This window comes from Fluviicola sp., from assembly GCF_030151805.1.
Taxonomy (GTDB): Bacteria; Bacteroidota; Bacteroidia; order Flavobacteriales_D; family Crocinitomicaceae; genus Fluviicola.
Map to the genome: position 1 here is coordinate 1 of NZ_JASLCN010000223.1, position 17426 is coordinate 17426.

At 39.6% G+C, this 17426-nt stretch carries 19 protein-coding genes and 1 pseudogene; 19 read left to right on the forward strand and 1 reads right to left on the reverse strand.

Going from position 1 to position 17426, the window contains the following annotated elements; translation table 11 throughout:
* The 15 genes and pseudogenes from Q1V93_RS08445 to Q1V93_RS08510 all read left to right on the forward strand — a co-directional run.
* Nucleotides 1–184: hypothetical protein (locus Q1V93_RS08445; RefSeq protein ID WP_300663725.1), on the forward strand; the 184-nt coding region annotated here is incomplete at its 5' end.
* 501 nt (nt 185–685) lie between these two features.
* Nucleotides 686–1195 carry a hypothetical protein gene (locus Q1V93_RS08450; protein ID WP_300663727.1) on the forward strand — a complete coding sequence of 170 codons (510 nt, stop codon included), beginning with the start codon at nt 686–688 and terminating at the stop codon, nt 1193–1195.
* A gap of 14 nt (nt 1196–1209) precedes the next feature.
* Entirely contained in the window at nt 1210–1980 is a 771-nt protein-coding gene (locus Q1V93_RS08455; protein WP_300663729.1) for an RHS repeat-associated core domain-containing protein, read from the forward strand.
* Nucleotides 1981–1993: 13 nt separating this feature from the next.
* Entirely contained in the window at nt 1994–2530 is a 537-nt protein-coding gene (locus Q1V93_RS08460; RefSeq protein WP_300663731.1) for a hypothetical protein, read from the forward strand.
* Between the two features lie 52 nt (nt 2531–2582).
* A pseudogene (locus tag Q1V93_RS19385) lies at nt 2583–2678 on the forward strand (colicin E3/pyocin S6 family cytotoxin); the annotation flags it as partial.
* Nucleotides 2679–2705: 27 nt separating this feature from the next.
* Nucleotides 2706–2864, forward strand: coding sequence for a hypothetical protein (locus Q1V93_RS08465; RefSeq protein WP_300663733.1), 159 nt, complete (start codon nt 2706–2708; stop codon nt 2862–2864).
* Nucleotides 2865–2900: 36 nt separating this feature from the next.
* Entirely contained in the window at nt 2901–3158 is a 258-nt protein-coding gene (locus Q1V93_RS08470) for a hypothetical protein (RefSeq protein ID WP_300663735.1), read from the forward strand.
* 325 nt (nt 3159–3483) lie between these two features.
* Nucleotides 3484–3918: a hypothetical protein gene (locus Q1V93_RS08475; RefSeq protein ID WP_300663737.1), complete on the forward strand. Its 435-nt coding sequence runs from the start codon at nt 3484–3486 to the stop codon at nt 3916–3918.
* A 46-nt stretch (nt 3919–3964) separates the two neighbouring features.
* Complete coding sequence (locus tag Q1V93_RS08480) at nt 3965–4267, forward strand: NTF2 fold immunity protein (protein ID WP_300663739.1); 303 nt, start codon at nt 3965–3967, stop codon at nt 4265–4267.
* 451 nt (nt 4268–4718) lie between these two features.
* Nucleotides 4719–5603: an RHS repeat-associated core domain-containing protein gene (locus tag Q1V93_RS08485; protein WP_300663759.1), complete on the forward strand. Its 885-nt coding sequence runs from the start codon at nt 4719–4721 to the stop codon at nt 5601–5603.
* Between the two features lie 115 nt (nt 5604–5718).
* Nucleotides 5719–6141, forward strand: coding sequence for a hypothetical protein (locus Q1V93_RS08490; protein WP_300663740.1), 423 nt, complete (start codon nt 5719–5721; stop codon nt 6139–6141).
* 96 nt (nt 6142–6237) lie between these two features.
* A complete protein-coding gene (locus Q1V93_RS08495) occupies nt 6238–6552 on the forward strand; it encodes a DUF1493 family protein (protein WP_300663742.1) in 315 nt (104 codons plus the stop codon).
* A gap of 245 nt (nt 6553–6797) precedes the next feature.
* A complete protein-coding gene (locus Q1V93_RS08500) occupies nt 6798–7238 on the forward strand; it encodes a hypothetical protein (RefSeq protein ID WP_300663744.1) in 441 nt (146 codons plus the stop codon).
* Between the two features lie 31 nt (nt 7239–7269).
* The gene (locus Q1V93_RS08505; protein WP_300663746.1) at nt 7270–7512 is read left to right on the forward strand and encodes a hypothetical protein; all 243 of its coding nucleotides are present in this window, start codon (nt 7270–7272) and stop codon (nt 7510–7512) included.
* Nucleotides 7513–7791: 279 nt separating this feature from the next.
* On the forward strand, nt 7792–9381 hold the full coding sequence (locus tag Q1V93_RS08510; RefSeq protein WP_300663748.1) for a DNRLRE domain-containing protein: 1590 nt from the start codon (nt 7792–7794) through the stop codon (nt 9379–9381).
* Between the two features lie 395 nt (nt 9382–9776).
* Here the strand turns inward: Q1V93_RS08510 and Q1V93_RS08515 are convergent, their stop codons facing one another.
* A complete protein-coding gene (locus tag Q1V93_RS08515) occupies nt 9777–10598 on the reverse strand; it encodes an HAEPLYID family protein (protein WP_300663749.1) in 822 nt (273 codons plus the stop codon).
* A gap of 580 nt (nt 10599–11178) precedes the next feature.
* Here Q1V93_RS08515 and Q1V93_RS08520 point away from each other — a divergent pair.
* The 4 genes from Q1V93_RS08520 to Q1V93_RS08535 all read left to right on the forward strand — a co-directional run.
* Complete coding sequence (locus Q1V93_RS08520; RefSeq protein WP_367183778.1) at nt 11179–12135, forward strand: NAD(P)H-dependent flavin oxidoreductase; 957 nt, start codon at nt 11179–11181, stop codon at nt 12133–12135.
* On the forward strand, nt 12132–13373 hold the full coding sequence (locus tag Q1V93_RS08525) for a pitrilysin family protein (protein ID WP_300663753.1): 1242 nt from the start codon (nt 12132–12134) through the stop codon (nt 13371–13373). Before Q1V93_RS08520 ends, Q1V93_RS08525 begins: the two co-directional genes overlap by 4 nt.
* Nucleotides 13370–14629: a pitrilysin family protein gene (locus tag Q1V93_RS08530; protein WP_300663755.1), complete on the forward strand. Its 1260-nt coding sequence runs from the start codon at nt 13370–13372 to the stop codon at nt 14627–14629. Before Q1V93_RS08525 ends, Q1V93_RS08530 begins: the two co-directional genes overlap by 4 nt.
* A gap of 306 nt (nt 14630–14935) precedes the next feature.
* Nucleotides 14936–17426: fibronectin type III domain-containing protein (locus Q1V93_RS08535; RefSeq protein ID WP_300663757.1), on the forward strand; the 2491-nt coding region annotated here is incomplete at its 3' end.

Below are 17426 nucleotides of genomic sequence, written 5' to 3' on the forward strand. Positions count from 1 at the left end.
AGAATGGACAGGAGAAGAATCACTGAGCGAAGAAGCGGGGCATGTTATACAAGAAATGGACTATCCCGGAATTCAGAGTAGTCTACAAAAGGTGACAAATTGGTTTTTAGACATGTTTGAAAGTGGGAAGGAGTTACCTAGCGGTAACATATTTGATCAGAAAATCATCAAAACAGATAATTAACGATATGGAAACTACAATTTTTCTTTTAGTATTTGCTTTACTAAACATATTCTTGTTATTGCTAACATATAAGCTTCTAATCAAAAGCAGAGGTTGGGCTTATATTGGAATATCCTTAGGATCAATAATAACCATGTGGGTATTGGGAGAAACAGTCAATAAAGTAAAAGTCTATTTGAAGCATAAGGGGATCATTATAGATGTTGGTCATTCTTCAATTACACTAGTTGTTATATGGTTATTATTTATTTTGATCTTAATCATTTTGATTTTTCTGATTCCCCTTTTAAGAGGTTTTCGCAAGTAATATCGAAATGACAGTATTAAAAGCAAATAAAAATTTCCTAGCATTCTGTACAAATAAGTTATGATAAAAAACAAAATATACTTACACCAATTATCTTATACATTGAATGATCTAAAGCAAAGAAAATGGTTGATTGAGATTGAATAAGCATCAAAAAAGTTCATTCATTTCATAGAAGGTAAATTCTCATTATTATGAAAATTACATTTATTATTTCACTAGCGATAATTCATTTATCCAATCCATTTATAAATGAAGTAACCCAAAGTTTTGGACACAAAAGTTATTACATTTCTATAATGATTATGCTTCCTAAAGATAAAGTCCCCAAAAAATATGTAGTACAAAATGACAAGTTATTTGGACATCTAATAAAACAATTAAAATTGAATAGTACGGAAGAGTACCTCTCAGTTATACGTGAAAAATTAAGTCGGAATAAACCTTTGAAATTAACCCAGTTAGATGAAGGTTTCAGAGAAGTAATCCAATCAAAAGAATTAATAGACAATGCCAAGAAGGGAAAAGAGCATTTCATTCAAACCTACTTTGATGAAAAAGGCGTGATAAAAAGCAATAATTATGAAGCAGCAGCAGCGATTATTGATCAATTGTTTCAGTGGGAAATTCCTTGCCGGAATGATGACGAATCAGGTGTACTTTACATAAAACCAGTTTATATGAAAAATCATCCGGGGAAATAGAAATTTAAGATCACTTGGTAAAACGCACCCTAAGGAGTGCAAGGTATTATGATAGTGATGTGGCGAGGTTTTTGTCGCTTGATCCCAAAGCCAGCAAATATCCAAGTCTTTCGGCTTATAATTATGTTGGAGGTAACCCTTTGGTTTTCGTTGATCCGGATGGAAGAGATATTGAACCTTCAGAAGCATTTAAAAAGAGTGCTTTTTATCCTGTATGGATTTCGTTATCCAATAGCCCATTTTTTCGAGACAAAATTCTAAAAGAATATAGAACTAATAAGAACTACAGATATATATTAGCAATGGATGGAGAAAGCAAAAATGGAAATAGTGTACCGTTAGGTGAGGATGGCCGTACGTGGTATTTTGATATGAATGGTTACCGTGATTCCAAAAAGAATATTGTCTTGACTCATATTACGAGTGAACAATTATATACGGAGGAAGCCAATAGTTCAAGAACTCAAATAGGGATGGCGCACCTTTTGATACATGAGAGTATTCATTCTCATGTTGGATTGAATAAAATTGAAGGGAATGATGTTAATCATACTTTGTGGGCTAACTATTTTGGTTTAATGCAAACAGCATTGAAGGAGTTTTCAGATCTAAATGGGATGGGATATACAGATGTTCAAATAAAGGAAATGTCAATGTATGGAACTGATGGAGCAGGTGTTCTTGAGGAGTATATTCAAAATAAGGCGAATGATAACGATACAACGTATGAAACCGAATATGCGAATTATCAGGAAAGAATGAATAGTGTAATGTGGAATAAATAATACATGTTTTATCATGAAAAAGATTGAGGAATATTTGACGTTAGGGTTCATTGTTCTATCCATTTCTTGTTGTATCAATTTTGGCTATGGACAGGTTAATATTGAAAGGCAAAAAATAGATTATGAATTAATTAATAAGAAGAAAAAAATTACTCTAACGGTTGAAAAAAAAGCAGACTCTAACGAAGAGTTGTATTATGGTATTATTTGTAATGATACTAATTTGCGTAATTGTGTACTATCTCTGAGAAAGAACTCAATAAACAATTGGGATATTAATGTATCTGGGAATTGGAAAACATTTTATACGGAAAATGGTCTTGTAGACAGCATCTCTTTATTAAATGGTGTAGGGATTAAAAAGATAGATGATTTTGTTTTTATGACTAATAAAATCTCTAAGTTTTATTTTTCCTCTGTAGGAAAATCTACTTCTCCACCAACATATTATTTTTCTCCAAATCTTGGAATTGTTGTAATAAAAACTTCTATGGGATTTTATATAAGAAAAGATTTAATTGATGAGTGGACAGGTATAATAAGATATTAAAAATGAAAAGAAGAATTGAAGTTTTTTCTATGGATTATGTAGGGAATGGGACTCACAGCATGGTGAAGTTGAGGTTTATGATAAAACCGGAAAAAAACATAAAGGAGCTTGGGATTCAGAAACTGGGGAACAGGTTAAACCTCCTGTTCCAGGTCGTAAAGCTTCCAGGTCTAAAATGGAAACTAAAGAAAACTCCAGTGCGAAAGATTCCAATTTTCCGAGATCTAATAATCTTGATCCAGATGCTGTAAAAGAGGGGGCAAAGGCAGGCACAGCAGTCGGTGTTGGAACGGTAATACTTTTAACAATAGTATTTATTTTATCTCCTGGCTAGAAAGAAAGAAACTTAAACTATAAATTGAACTAAATTATGAAAACAAAATTGCTTCTAACTGTTTTTGAAAAAACAGGAGAAAAACTAGTTAGAGAAATAGACATTTCTCATTATAGTCTGGAAAAAATAAATAAAATATGCCCACCAGATTTACCTGGAGATTTTCAATATTGTGATGGTCATTTTGTTGAAGAAGAACAATATTTAAAGCTAAAAGAGTTTATTACTGAATTTTCGGATTATAATTATAATGACTACGATTTCAATATTGGTACATTTAGAATTGTTGACTAAGGTTGGGAATAAAAGAATAAGAAAAGTTGCAACCGAATTTGGCTTGGGGTGTGTGTTTTGCGTAGGGGCTTCATTTTTATCCTTTGGTCAGGGTCCAATAAGTTGGGTCAATTATCTGAAGCAGATACCTGATAATTTAGTTTTAATAGATATAATAAAAGGTAAAGATGTATATACGTTGGATTTTCGGGATACCGTTAATGGAATAACTTTACAACAGCATGTTATTCGGAATGATGGGTATAGCATTAATTACTTTGATTTTAACCCTTCCAATAGGAGTATGGCTTTCAGTAACCGAATGGATTTTGACAGTTTAAATCGAATGAGAGTTTATGGATATTCTATCGGTAGAACACATTTGAGTTATAACTATTCCGAAGATGGTCGTTTGGAATCTTATTCATATCTCACGGAAGATACTACAACACTGGAAAAAGCCGCAAAGGAATTCAGATACACAGAAGATTCATATGTCATAGAATTTCATCCGAATGGTGTGATTAAGAAGCATTACTTTTTTGTAGATGGCCTTCAGAAAGTGATCGAATATTGGCCCAATGGACGAATTAAAAGTGAAGCAGAAATGCGGGTTCAATGGCAATTATACTGTGGAAGTTATGTTGAATATGACCAAAAAGGAAATTTGATTGTTAAAGGAAACTATGAGTTTATTTATTCGAGTATTCCTGCACATAAAAAAGTAGGTGTTTGGAAGTATTATAAAAATGGGAAGTTGATTAAAAAGGAAAGGTATTGATTTTGATTCGAAGAAGGAATTAGTTATCAAATAAAGAGAATAAATGATGAGGTTATACAAACTAATCGTTGTTGCTTTAGCAGAGTTCTTTCTAGGTAGCTTCAATGCTGGTCAAACTTCCAAAGAATTCTTGATTAAAGATACCAAGACCGCTATTGAGTTTGCAAAGGTAATTTGGAAACCTTATTACGGAAAATTAATAAATACCCATAAACCATTCGAAGCATCAATGATAAGAGATAGTATTTGGGTTGTTCAGGGAACATTGAAAACCAAAAAGGGAGGAAAGCCTTATTTGGAGTTTAATGCTTATGATTGCACGGTTTACAAAATGTCTTTTGGAAAATGAGAAGTATTCAGGTTAAAATATTGATGTACAGCATTATGTCACTTATTTCGTTGTTCATCTGTTTGAAATTTGTTTTTTGGATGTCTCTAGACTTACCAATAAGTAGACTTTCAATTGTTTATTTAGTGTTGATTTTGGTCTGTTTATTTTTAAGGAATAAAATTTCATTTGTCGCTTTAATCATTTTAACAATTTTCCCTTTTGTGTACAAAATGATGAATACTCATCTGAGTGGGAATTTATTCACTGAATTTTCATCTGTTTTATTTCCTCTTACAGGAAAAGGAGAATATGTTTTAGGAATTCGTATAGTTAATGTCTCATATTTGATTTATTCCCTAATCTTAATAATAGTTTTGTTTGTTCCAGGAATTAGGAAATCATACCTTAAATAAGGTAATAAAAGGCTAAATGAAAAAACAACATCTATGTTATTTTTGGGAGAAAAGTACTGCGGGAATACGACAATGGTGCGGGTGATCGCTATTTAACCACGCAGGATGAACGTGACCGGGAAACCGGTTTGGATTATCGTGGAGCACGTTATTATGATTCGGATATTGCGCGGTTCTTGTCAACAGACCCTTGGGCAGATAAATACCCGAGTTGGAGTACGTATAATTATGTGATGGGGAACCCGGTTATGTTTGTTGATCCAACTGGAAAAGGTGTTACAGGAGATTTTTACAAAGCAGATGGTACTTGGTTAGGATCGGATGGAAAAAAAGATGACAAAGCTTATGTTGCGGATGGTAAGAACGAAGATGGAACCTATAAAAATGCCAAAGAGTTATCAATTACCAACACGGAGTTATTGGATAGAGCTGCTTGGGTTTTTGGAGAAAGTAGAGGTTCTGATGAAGTGATTACCAATAGAGTTGTAAATGCAGGGGAAAAAGGAAAAACCAAAGATGCGCGAGTCGCTGATTATTATGCGTTTGCAATAAACAATGCTGCTTCGAAAGATGGGGGGTTTTACAAAGCAATTAGGGTTAGAATGAGTAAGCGAAATCCAAAAGGAGGAATGATCTATTCCAGTGATGGTTACTTTGATGGAACTACCGGAAATGCTAATAGCAAGGAATTTGCCAGAGAGCGAAAAGAAGGAATTGAATCGTTAATGGCATTGACAAACGCAAATACTGCCATATCTGCCGTAATTTCGAGTGTTAATGGCGGAACAGACCCAACAAATGGCTCAAGGGCATGGTTGGGGGGAGTTAGATACGCAAAACCTTATGTGGACGATGCAGGTAAAAGTACGGATAAGGCAGTATTTCAGTTTAGTTTCAGTTCAGAAAACGGAAAATATTTCCACTCATTTTATAAAAAATAGTATGTATAGAGTTGTTTTTTTAATATTTATTTTATCGGGGAACTTTAGTTATTCCCAAAAATGTTCGACATTAAGTGAACACCGGCAGAATCACTCGTATAAAGATACTGATTCAATGAGAGTTTATTCATTTGATGATTCTGATATGAAGTTAATTACACATGCACGATTTCAAGAATATTTTGTTGAATCTGATACTTTATTCAGAGATTATATTCAAATGAAGAGCCAACAAATAATTCTTGATCCTTTGTTGGGAATTTCGGGGGCGTATACGGCCGAATATGAACTCATTGAGTTTTATGAAATAAAGCACAAAGGAAAAACGTATTTAATATTTGAAGGTGGAGATATCTTTCCAATAGGTTCAGAAGCTACGGTGTGTTATATTCTATTCGAGAAAGAAGGAAATGAATTAAATTTTATTTCGACTTATGAACATGACCAAGATCCCAATCATCCCTTTGGAGAGATTAAAATCTGTTTTTCCAAAAAAGGTTTGAAACTAAAAGAGAAGTATTTGAAACAGATAAAATAGTAGGGGTTTGATTGTTTGAATTAGAAGTGTTTTGTGACTCAGTACAGAAAGGTACTGCGGGAATACGACAATGGTCTAATGCCATTACGATAAACTATGAATAATATAATTTTTGAACAGCTTGTAAGTTTCGTGTTTGAAGAAGCTTGTATCCCTAAAAAGTGGGGACCTTTAAGTCGAGAAACTTATTTATATAAAAAATTGGGGATTACAGGAGATGATGCTATTGAATTTTTAATTGCTTACAGTAAACGTTTTGAGGTTGACATATCGAAATTTATGGCTGCTGATCATTTTACGGGTGAAGGCTGGACTCAAATTTTTGGTAACGAAGGAAAAAAAGATTTATCGCTTGGTGATTTGGAAAAAGGGATAATAGCTGGGAGATTGGATCGTGATGTGATTAAGTAACTTGCACAAAAAGGATTGAAACTGAGAGGGAAATACCTAATGAAAATAAATGTTAAGGTTTGAATTAGAAGTGTTTTGTGACTCGGTACAGAAAGGTGTTAAAAACAAAGTGGATTTGGTAAATTCAAAAAACAATGATTCCTTCCTGCATTCAATACAACGAAGCGACTTATTTCCTCACGGATCATTTGGGAGATAAAGTGATTATAAGTGTAAATGATTTGAAATAGTTTAAATTAAAGCAAATGAGAATTGTTGAAATTAAATTACTAATTATTTTCCTGTACTTCTTGTCAGGATGTGAATATCATCATCATTCCAATATAACGAACGAATCAGGAAGTGACGTAGAAGTGGTAGTTTACTTTAATCGACAGGTATTTGAAGATGCTTGGGGTAAGGATTCCTATTTTCCTTTTCTGAGAAGCTATAATAATGAACCTCCAAGAGTTACATTGCTGGATTTTGATTCGATTAATTTGATCAGTCATTACAGGATACAAAACAAAGGGTTCTTTTCTATTAGCCATGGTCTAGGTGGAAAAATTATTGTTCCTACATATGAAGATTTTGTTTCGATGACCGTAATAAGTAAGGTAGATACCATCAAAATTAGTACTCCCCAAGAATTTAAAAACAAATTTAGACCTGATGGACGGAATAATTTTGAATGGGTAATTAAGTGATTTTTCTATTCCAACCAGATAGAAGGTATACGTGAAAGATACTTTGGGCAGAGTCCCGATTCCTATCGGGATGGCGATTGTGAAATTTGAACCGGGAGGTGCCACAAACGAATTCTACGTATACGGAAACGAGCGTGTAGCGATGATCACTCCGAACACATTGGGAACGACTCCTTCCCGCATTCAGCACAACAAAGCTACCTTCTTCTTAACGGACCATTTGGGGAATACACGTGTGAATTTTTTCTTCGGCAGCAGGTTTTTTGGTGAATAATACACATGCATTTTCTGAAAAAAGAAATCGACACAAAAAAAGATGTAACTTATTCTGAAAATAACCCAATAATAAATTGACTATTCACTTTCACAATGTAAATCCTGGCAATCAAGCCAATTCTTAAATGATCCTGTACTGAAACCCTTTTCAGTAAACGTTGAAATCCCCGAAAAGAATGGGAGGTTTCTCCGAACCCTGTTTTTTACCAAAGAACGGCCGGAGTTTGCCGTCAGATTAAAATGCATGAAATAAACGAACAACTATTCACAATTGCTTATGAAAAAAGGATTATTACTTAGCTTTTATTTGAGTGTTTTTGCTCCTGCTTTCGGGCAGGTTACCCTAACCTTTAAACCCGATGCCAATGTCGGAGAAGATGTGACTCTTTGGGAGCTTCACGATGACTTTGGAAAGGATTGCAGACCGGCAGGGATGCAGCAACCGGTATCGAACATGAATTTCGGAAACAGTCCGGAAAGCAGTTTTTCAGCCTGGACCTGGAATGCTGCCGGTTGTCCCCGGGGTACAACCAGGGAATTGATCCGGTTCAGCGAATTAAATACCATTCCTCCGGGGTCTACAATCACCGGTGCTACATTGATTTTGCGCGGTCCCACTCCAACCCTGGGCTGGGGAAATAACCAGTTTCCGGGAACACCCTTGCCCAACGACAATATGGGCTGGTTAAAACGCGTATTACCTGGAGCAGCAGATGCCTGGAATGAGAATACCGTGACCTGGAACACGCAGCCCAATACAGATCCCAATAGTGCCAACTGGTCGCTGATCGGAGCAACCGGACAACGATGGGGCTGGACACAAACAATCGACGTAACAGACCTTGTTTCGGCGATTGTGCAGGAATTGGCTACGGATCCGGATGCAAACAACGGCTTTCTGCTGCAGCTTCAGAATGAGAACTTTTACAGATCACAAGGTTATGCTTCCAGTGATCATGCAGATGCCAGCTTATGGCCCGAACTGGTTGTTTCCTATAACGAATGTAACTCCGGATTTGGATACTGTGTTTCCAGTTTAAATCCTTCAGTGTACGATTTTACGGCAGACAACCAGAACATGGTGGCATATCAATGGATTGTAGATGGAGTTTGGGTAGGAAGTGGCCCCACCTTGAATTATGATTTTGCGTATAGCTGGACCGGATCAACAACCCACAAAGTATGCCTGATCGCAGAAGGCGTGAATGGGATTAAATGTGAACGCTGCCTGGAAGTGTGCGGTACGTCATATGTGAAGAACGGAATTTATGGTTCTTGTAACCCGATTTTTACCTATTGTACCTCAACACCGAATAACCAGAACTATACTTTTACCGCCGTAAATCCTGGTATGACGAGTTATGCTTGGAAAATCGACGGATCCATTGTTGGAACCGGGCCGGTGCTGGCTTATTCATTTCCAACAATTGGTGATTACGAAATAGTTCTGGAAGCATACAATGGATCAACCTGGTGTTTTAGTCAGCTTAAGAATTTCTGTGTGAGCCCGGTTTTTCTATATGCTAAAAAGGCTTCATCCAATGAAACGGCATCAGAAGGAAGGATCCTGCATTCAACAGTCACAAGAGGAGACGACCCCGTTGTGTCTGTAGCCGGTGAACCCGTAATCATTAGCCCGAATCCGGCTGAAAACGGCTGGAATGTCGATTACGTCTTAACCGAATCAGATGAAGTAACCATCACCTTATCGGATATTTTCGGGAAACAGATCAAAACCACCCTTCTCAAGGGAGAACCCGGAACCAACCGGTATTACGTTGCGGCATCCGAAATTGCTTCCGGCATGTATTTTATAAAACTAAAAGGCAAACACATAGATACGAAGCGGGAAGTGATCAAATTATAAACCAATCCGCATACGGAAGTAAGTGTGTGCCCGATAAAAGAATGACAGGAATTCCCGGACGTAGTAAGGTATGTCCGGGAATTTGAGTTGCAGCCTGTTTCGAATAGTGAGAACAACAAAGAAAAAACAATGGTTGATCCCTTTTCCCATGGATCAGAATTTAGAGGCAGAGGATCGAATCCTCCGCACCCTTTGCATCTGAACGTTTGTTAAAGCAGATCAGTGAACGCAATCGTGGTAGAAATCGGGAAGCAAAGACAAAGAGCGCAAAGCCCGTAAAGATGCAGTATAGTCTGAAAAAAACGAGATACAAGATAGAAAATCGGATCCTGATTTATTCCACGTAAATGATCACCGGAATTCTCTTGCGGGACCTGTCTTTTCAATTTTCAATTTTAACTTTTCAATTTCTTCGGGACCTCATAAATCCAGCGCAAAAAGAAACTATAAGAATCATAACGCGTATTCATCGGTATTCCGGCCACCAGCCCGATTTTAGACGTTTTTGAAACCGTTATCCGCATTTGCGGACGCAGAACCACAGAAGTGAAATTTGCTGCAATCAAGGTGTTAATCTCAAGACCGATCACGCTTTTTGTTGCCGGCACAGCATAGTGCACACTTCCGTTAATGTGAAAGAATAACGCACTGTTGCCGGAACGCAACTCCTTTTCCCATTCCGGCCCGGTAATAAGCATCGTATGAAGATTGTTTTTCCAGCTTTTAGCCACTACCAGGAAAGGATGCATCAGGTTTGCCCGCACAACCCGCTCCTTGCCGTACCGGCTGAAAGAAGTCAGTTCGAATTCATTCAGATAACCCAACGCAGCAGAAGTATTGAAACGCGGAGAAACCAGGAACGTATATTGCGTAGCCAGTTTCAACCCATCAAGGCGATTTCCCGGAAGAGGTTCCGTTTGATTTCCCGTTCCAAAAGAAAACGTAAAGGGAATTTCCACTTCAAAACCCAATCTGTTCACCGGTGCAAATTCATACTCCACCAAAGTCGTCAACTCCACATGATCGTTCAAATGCGCGCTTCCCAACCCGATATTCCACTCGCGTTCCCCTTTTCGAGCACCCAGATCGCGAATCAGATCCACAAACAAAGGTTCAATGTGCTTCACTTTCGGTGGAAGCAAAGAATCAGCGTTTTGAGCAAACAACTGGAAGGAATAAGTCAACATAACAAATACGAAAGCGAACAATTTCTCCATAATCTTCAATTTGATGGAGCAAAATTCAGATCCAAATCTGAAAAAAGTTGGGAACGATTCCGGAAATACGCACAAAATCCGCTTCGCACAAGTGTAAAAAAACACCATGCAAAAGAGGAATCCAAAATCGGAAAAAAACAACCTGAACCACATCAGGCATGGGTCAAGTAAGGATAGAGCATAGATACAGTATGGATCAAGTATAGATACAGTATCAAAATGTTATAGAATTAACATGCGGTTTTAGGGCGTTTCAGCCGTTTTCAATCCCTTTTCGGCCCTGTTTCCTGCAAGAAGGAAAGAATAAGACCTTGAAATCCTAAAACCAAAACACGTTACAGAATTGTAAATGCCCCTTAAATCTAAAATCAACTTCTGAATAAACCTCTGCGATCCTCTGCAGGAGACAATAAAACCACATAGGTTCGCATAGCCTTTAAATAAACCATCTGCGAGATCTGCGGGAAATTTTCATAACCCACAATATGCCGAATTTCCGCAAATCTATTCCCCGAAAGGCATGTTTTAGGGCGATTCTTTGTATTTTCGTTACTGGAAACTCGAAAGTAGGACTCTTTTCATGAAAAATAAACTGACTGAACTTTTTCAGATTCAATACCCCCTCATCCAGGCAGGAATGATCTGGTGCTCCGGCTGGGAGCTGGCAAGTGCCGTTTCAAATGCCGGCGGACTCGGAATCATCGGTTCGGGATCCATGTATCCTGAAATCCTGGATGAACATATCCGCAAATGCAAAGCCGCAACAAACAAGCCGTTTGCGGTAAATCTTCCGATGCTGTACCCGAACATCGAAGAACACATTCAAACGATTATCAGGCACCGGGTTCCGGTAGTTTTTACCTCAGCAGGAAATCCGAAAACATATACAAGTCGCCTGAAAGAAGCCGGAATTACAGTTGTTCACGTAGTCTCATCCGCGAAATTTGCCCTGAAAGCCCAGGAAGCAGGAGTAGATGCAATTGTTGCAGAAGGATTTGAAGCCGGCGGACATAACGGACGCGACGAAACCACCACCATGTGCCTCATTCCGATGGTGAAAGCCGCAGTTTCCATTCCCTTGATCGCCGCAGGCGGAATCGGAACAGGAAGAGGAATGCTTGCCGCAATGACCTTGGGAGCAGACGGAGTTCAGATCGGCTCACGTTTCATTGCTTCACCCGAATCATCGGCACATCAGAATTTCAAAGACGAAGTCCTGAAAGCCAAAGAAGGAGATACAATGCTGACCTTGAAAGAATTGACACCCGTTCGTCTGATGAAAAATTCCTTCTTCGAAAAAGTGGAACAGGCTTACGAACAATGCGCTAGCAACGAGCAATTGCACGAATTGCTGGGAAGAGGAAGAGCCAAAAAAGGAATGTTTGAAGGCGATTTGATTGAAGGCGAATTGGAAGTCGGTCAGATTTCCGGATTGATCTCCGAAATGAAACCAGCCGGAGAAATTGTCCGGGAAATAATAACAGAATTTAAAACCGCTTTGAATGAACGAAGCGATTCCAAATATACATTTGAATGATCGAATTTAACCGATTTAAGCTTAATAACGGACTCACGGTTCTGCATCATTTTGACCCCACAACACCCATGGCGGTAGTCAATACCTTGTATGATGTGGGTGCACGTGACGAATCCGAAGAAAAAACGGGGTTCGCACACCTTTTCGAACATTTGATGTTTGGCGGATCAGTCAATATTCCTGATTTTGATGCACCGCTGCAACGCGCAGGAGGAGAAAGCAATGCATTCACATCGAATGATATTACGAATTATTATGACACCCTGCCGCTTCAGAATATTGAAACCGCACTTTGGCTGGAAAGCGACCGCATGCTTTCGCTGGCCTTCACTCCGAAGAGTTTGGAAGTACAGCGCAATGTGGTGATTGAAGAATTCAAACAACGCTATCTGAATCAGCCATACGGAGACGTTTGGTTGGAGCTGCGACCGTTGGCATACAAGGAACATCCGTACAAATGGGCAACGATCGGGAAAAAGATCCAGCACATTGAAGAAGCAACGATGGAGGATGTGAAAGCATTTTTCAAAGCACATTATCACCCGGCAAATGCCATTTTGTGTATTGCCGGAAACATTTCGTTCGAAGAAACGAAACGCCTGGTTGAAAAATGGTACGGAGACATTCCTGCCTCTTTGAAACCGCAGCGCATCCTGCCGAAAGAACCGGTTCAGAAAGAATTCCGCGAATTGACAATCGAGCGGAAAGTTCCCAACGATGCATTCTACTATAGTTTCAAAATGCCCGAAAGACGCAGCTTTGAATACTATGTGACCGATATTATTTCCGATGCACTCGGACGCGAAAAATCCTCCCGTTTGTATTCCAAATTGAAAAAGGAACTGAAATTGGTAACTTCCATCAACGCATACATCACCGGTTCGATCGACGAGGGATTGTTGATCATTGACGGAAAATTGAGCGACGGAGTAAGCTTCGAACAACTCGATGAGGCTTTGTGGACTGTTTTGGCCGATTTGAGAACCGAACTGATGTCGGAAGCGGAAACATCGAAGCTTCTGAACAAAATCAGAACAGTGAAAGAATTCCAGGAACAAGGCTTGTTGAACCGTGCCATGAACCTGTGCTTGTATGAATTATTGGGAGATGCAAACGGAGTGAACGAAGAAAATAATTTGTATCAAAGCATCACGGCAGAGCAGATCAAAACGGTTGCAAACCACATTCTGAAGAAAGAAAACTGTTCCCTATTACGCGTTAAATCCATCAAAGAATGAATGTGAGAACTCAGCAACCTGAAACGAAACAGGTCAATCAAATTTCGTTTGTGAAGCCGCATATCTTTGATGTGACACAACACGTGAAATTGCTTTGGATGAAAGAAGTTCCGAATGAAACCGTACGCTTGGATTTATTCTTCGATGCCGGAATTACACGCGGAACAGAAAGTATTCCTGCGATTGTTCACAGCTTACTGCTTTCCGGTACAAACGAATTTTCCTCCGTAGAAATTCACGAACAAATCGACGCTTTAGGAGGTTTCCTGGATACGGATATTTCCTTCGAAACGGCGGTGGTGAGCATTTACTGCCTGCGCGAACACTTGCGGAATATTTCAAACATTGTGGCAAATGCCATCCAGGGATTGGCATTCAGGGAAACAGAAGTAGAAGATGTGTTGCGTTCAATGAGACAGCAATTTGCAGTGAATCAGCAAAAAGTGAAATACGTGGCGCAGCAGCAATTCAGAAAGCATTTGTTTGCTTCTGACGCAGATTATTCAACCATTTCCGCAGAATCCGATTACGATGAAAGCAAGGTTTCGGCCTATAAAAAATACTGGAAAGAGCACTATTTGAACGGCTTGACACGCATTACCCTGGTTGGAGATCTGGAGCTGGACGAAGTAGATGCTTTGATTGATTTGTTCGGAAAATGGGCAATCGACGGAAAAGCAACATACGGCGGAGATTTCAGGTTTCAGGCCCAGCGAATCAATTTCCCGAAAGATGATGCCGTTCAGTGCGCACTCCGGATGGGGCGATTCCTGTTCCCGAAAGCACATCCGGATTACATTGATTTCCAGGTTTTGAATACGATCCTGGGAGATTATTTCGGTTCGCGACTGATGTCCAATATCCGCGAAGACAAAGGATATACGTACGGAATCGGTTCCGGAGTGATGGATATGAACCACACCGGATACTTTGTCATTGTGACGGAAGTGGGGAAAGAAGTCCTTGAAAACACTTTGCACGAGATCAAATTCGAGCTGGAACGCCTGCAAAATGAATTGGTTCCGGAAGATGAACTGGATTTGGTGAAAAATTACATGCTGGGACAATTGTTGAAAAGTGCCGACGGACCGTATGCCATGCTGGATATGTACAATAGCGTGGATATGCACGATCTGACCTTGTCTTTTTACGACGAAGCAATTCAAAAGATCAAAGACATTACTCCGCAACGAATTCAGGCTTTGGCAAAACAATACCTCAATTTTGAAGATTTTTTAATCATTACTGCAGGTTAAAGACACAACTGAATGCCTTTTTCTGCGTCATTCTGTAGAAGAATTATTTTTAAAGAGGTGGTGATTTTGAAAAAGGTTTTTCGATTGGTTTTGGTTTAGAAGAGCTGAAAAGATTAAAAAGTTCCGAGAAAGTTCAACGTAGAACTTAAAAAGATTTTATTTGAACATTTGAACAAAAAATCCTGAGCTTGTCGAAGGATGAACATTTGAACATTTTTTCTTAAACAAAAACGTTAGCTCACTCAAGCTTTAATAGCAAAACGAAAAGAAATAAACTAAAAAACAGGTTTTTACGTTATAGATAGTATGATTCGAGTATTTCTCCTGGTGATCGTAACTGCTTTATGCTTTAAAGCAAATGCTACTCATGTAATGGGCGGGGAAATCACGTGGAAATGTACCGGAAACGGCTACGTATTTCAATTGGTTTTTTACCGCGATTGCAATGGCGTAGACGTCAATCCTGTTTCGGAAAACCTGAAAATCTGGAATCACCCTTCCTTATCGACCATCCCGGTTTTGTTTGTAAGCCGCACGGATATTTCTCCGACTTGTTCGGCAGTTGCCGGTTCGCCGCCGCCTTTGAGTTGTGGTTCAGGAGCGAATGGCGGAAACGGAGTAGGAGCAATCGAAAAGATTATTTACGAATCCAATCCGGTTATTTTGTCGGGAGTTCCTCCTGCACAAGGCTGGATTATCACATACAGCAACTTTTCCCGGAACGGAAGCATTACCAACCTGGTCAATCCGACCAATTACGGTGTAACGATCCGTGCAACCATGTATGCAATTCCCGGAGCGACAGCCGGAGTTTGTACCGATAATTCACCGCGTTTTTTACAGGATCCTTACCTGGTTTTGTGTGCCGGGGAAAATTATGAGTACAACATGCATCCGTCCGATGAAGATCTGGACTCGGTGGTAACCATATTGGCTGCACCGATGGATCGCATCGAAGGAACAAGCTATAATCCGCCGGTTGATCCGGATTTTGTTCCGTATGAACCCGGATTCAGTGCCGGAAATCCAACTCCGGATGCAACATTCAATGCCGGAAATATCCCATTGACTTTAGATCCTCAAAGCGGACATTTGAGCTTCCGCTCGTTTACCATTGGTGGTTTCGTGGTGAAAGTCATCGCACAATCCTACCGGAATGGAGTCCTGATTGCAGAAGTGGAGCGCGAAATGCAATTGATTGTAACGAATTGTCCTGCAAATAACAATGCTCCGGTAATCAACGGACCTTTTGGCGGATTGTTCGAAACAACAGTAAATGCAGGAGCCTTGGTGACTTTTACGCTACAGGCAACCGATGTTGAATTCCTGCAGGATGGAACGCCGCAGAGCAATTACCTGACAGCAAGCGGTTCGCAGTTCGGAACAAACTTTACGAGTACCACAGGTTGTGATGTGGCGCCTTGTGCTACCTTAAATCAAACACCCATTATTACAGGAATTCAGGGAGTTTCAACCAATTTCTCCTGGCAGACGGATTGTGCTCATTTAATTGATGCTCATGGAAATATCGACGACGAAAAAACATACACCTTTGTGTTCCGCGTGCAGGATAATTTCTGTCAGATCCCCAAAACAACCTTCAAAACCATTACGATTCATGTGAAGAATCCGGGATTGATTCCGGCAACTTCAATCAACTGTATTTCAACACTGCCAAACGGAAGCTTGAACATTTCCTGGGATCCGGTTTTGAATCCGAATAATACCTTTGTCAACTTTGAATTGTATTCCGTTCAGAATGGATTGATCGGAAATTACCCGATCGGAACAACGACCGTAAACGTTCCGGCTCCCGGACAGGATAATGATTATTTCGTTCAGGTAAAATCCGGGTGTAACGTGACTTTGTCGAGCGATACGGTTAAAAACATTCAACTGGATTTATTTAATCCTGCAAACGGAACAGCAGTTCTGGACTGGAATCTTCCGGCTCCGGCTCCGCTTCCGGGAATGAGCAATGTGTGTACGATCTACAGGGAATATCCGGTAGGAACCTGGACTTCGATCGCGGTTCTGCCATACAATACAACACATTTCATTGATACGATTGATATCTGTTCGGCTTTCCTGAATTACCAGGTCGTTTATTCCACTCCGGTTTGTCAGTGGTCGTCCAACATTATCGGTGACAACCTCCAGGATGATATTACTCCCGGAATTCCAACAATTTCAAGCGTTTCAGTTGATACGCTGACAGGAAACATCGTCATTACCTGGGATCAGAATCACGAGCCGGATACTTACGGATACATTGTCTATCACAAGGATGTGAACGGATTTATTGTAGAAATAGATACCGTTTGGGGAATCACCAATACCACGTACACACATCCGATTCCGATCACGGGACCGGAAACATATTCAATTGCCGCGTTCGACTCTTGCTTTACACCTGCAATTCCTCCGACATATCAGACTTCTGCAAAAGCAGCATTACATACGAGTATGTATCTCACCTATACTACAAATAGTTGTACATCTCAGGCGGAATTAACCTGGACACCTTATGTGGGATGGGGCGCAGGATTAACCGGCTATACCATTTTTGTAAAAGAAGGAAACGGTGTCTGGACAGCAGTTGGAACAACAACGAGCGAATCGTACGACCTGAGTCTGATTCCGCTCCAAACTTACAATGTGGTGATCCGGGCAAATAACGGAAACGGTTTTGAAGCATTCTCAAATAAAGATTCGTTTGTCATTACAGCTCCGGTAGCACCAACGATTAATTACCTGCGGGTAGCGACAGTAGATCAAAGTACAATTGTATTGCGTC

Bases quoted from the DNA above. Each gene is read 5' to 3' on its own strand.
- Q1V93_RS08450 (WP_300663727.1), top strand. From the start codon at position 686: ATGAAAATTACATTTATTATTTCACTAGCGATAATTCATTTATCCAAT.
- Q1V93_RS08460 (WP_300663731.1), top strand. From the start codon at position 1,994: ATGAAAAAGATTGAGGAATATTTGACGTTAGGGTTCATTGTTCTATCC.
- Q1V93_RS08465 (WP_300663733.1), top strand. From the start codon at position 2,706: ATGGAAACTAAAGAAAACTCCAGTGCGAAAGATTCCAATTTTCCGAGA.
- Q1V93_RS08470 (WP_300663735.1), top strand. From the start codon at position 2,901: ATGAAAACAAAATTGCTTCTAACTGTTTTTGAAAAAACAGGAGAAAAA.
- Q1V93_RS08475 (WP_300663737.1), top strand. From the start codon at position 3,484: ATGAGAGTTTATGGATATTCTATCGGTAGAACACATTTGAGTTATAAC.
- Q1V93_RS08480 (WP_300663739.1), top strand. From the start codon at position 3,965: ATGAGGTTATACAAACTAATCGTTGTTGCTTTAGCAGAGTTCTTTCTA.
- Q1V93_RS08490 (WP_300663740.1), top strand. From the start codon at position 5,719: ATGAGAGTTTATTCATTTGATGATTCTGATATGAAGTTAATTACACAT.
- Q1V93_RS08495 (WP_300663742.1), top strand. From the start codon at position 6,238: ATGAATAATATAATTTTTGAACAGCTTGTAAGTTTCGTGTTTGAAGAA.
- Q1V93_RS08500 (WP_300663744.1), top strand. From the start codon at position 6,798: ATGAGAATTGTTGAAATTAAATTACTAATTATTTTCCTGTACTTCTTG.
- Q1V93_RS08510 (WP_300663748.1), top strand. From the start codon at position 7,792: ATGAAAAAAGGATTATTACTTAGCTTTTATTTGAGTGTTTTTGCTCCT.
- Q1V93_RS08515 (WP_300663749.1), bottom strand. From the start codon at position 10,598: ATGGAGAAATTGTTCGCTTTCGTATTTGTTATGTTGACTTATTCCTTC.
- Q1V93_RS08520 (WP_367183778.1), top strand. From the start codon at position 11,179: ATGAAAAATAAACTGACTGAACTTTTTCAGATTCAATACCCCCTCATC.
- Q1V93_RS08525 (WP_300663753.1), top strand. From the start codon at position 12,132: ATGATCGAATTTAACCGATTTAAGCTTAATAACGGACTCACGGTTCTG.
- Q1V93_RS08530 (WP_300663755.1), top strand. From the start codon at position 13,370: ATGAATGTGAGAACTCAGCAACCTGAAACGAAACAGGTCAATCAAATT.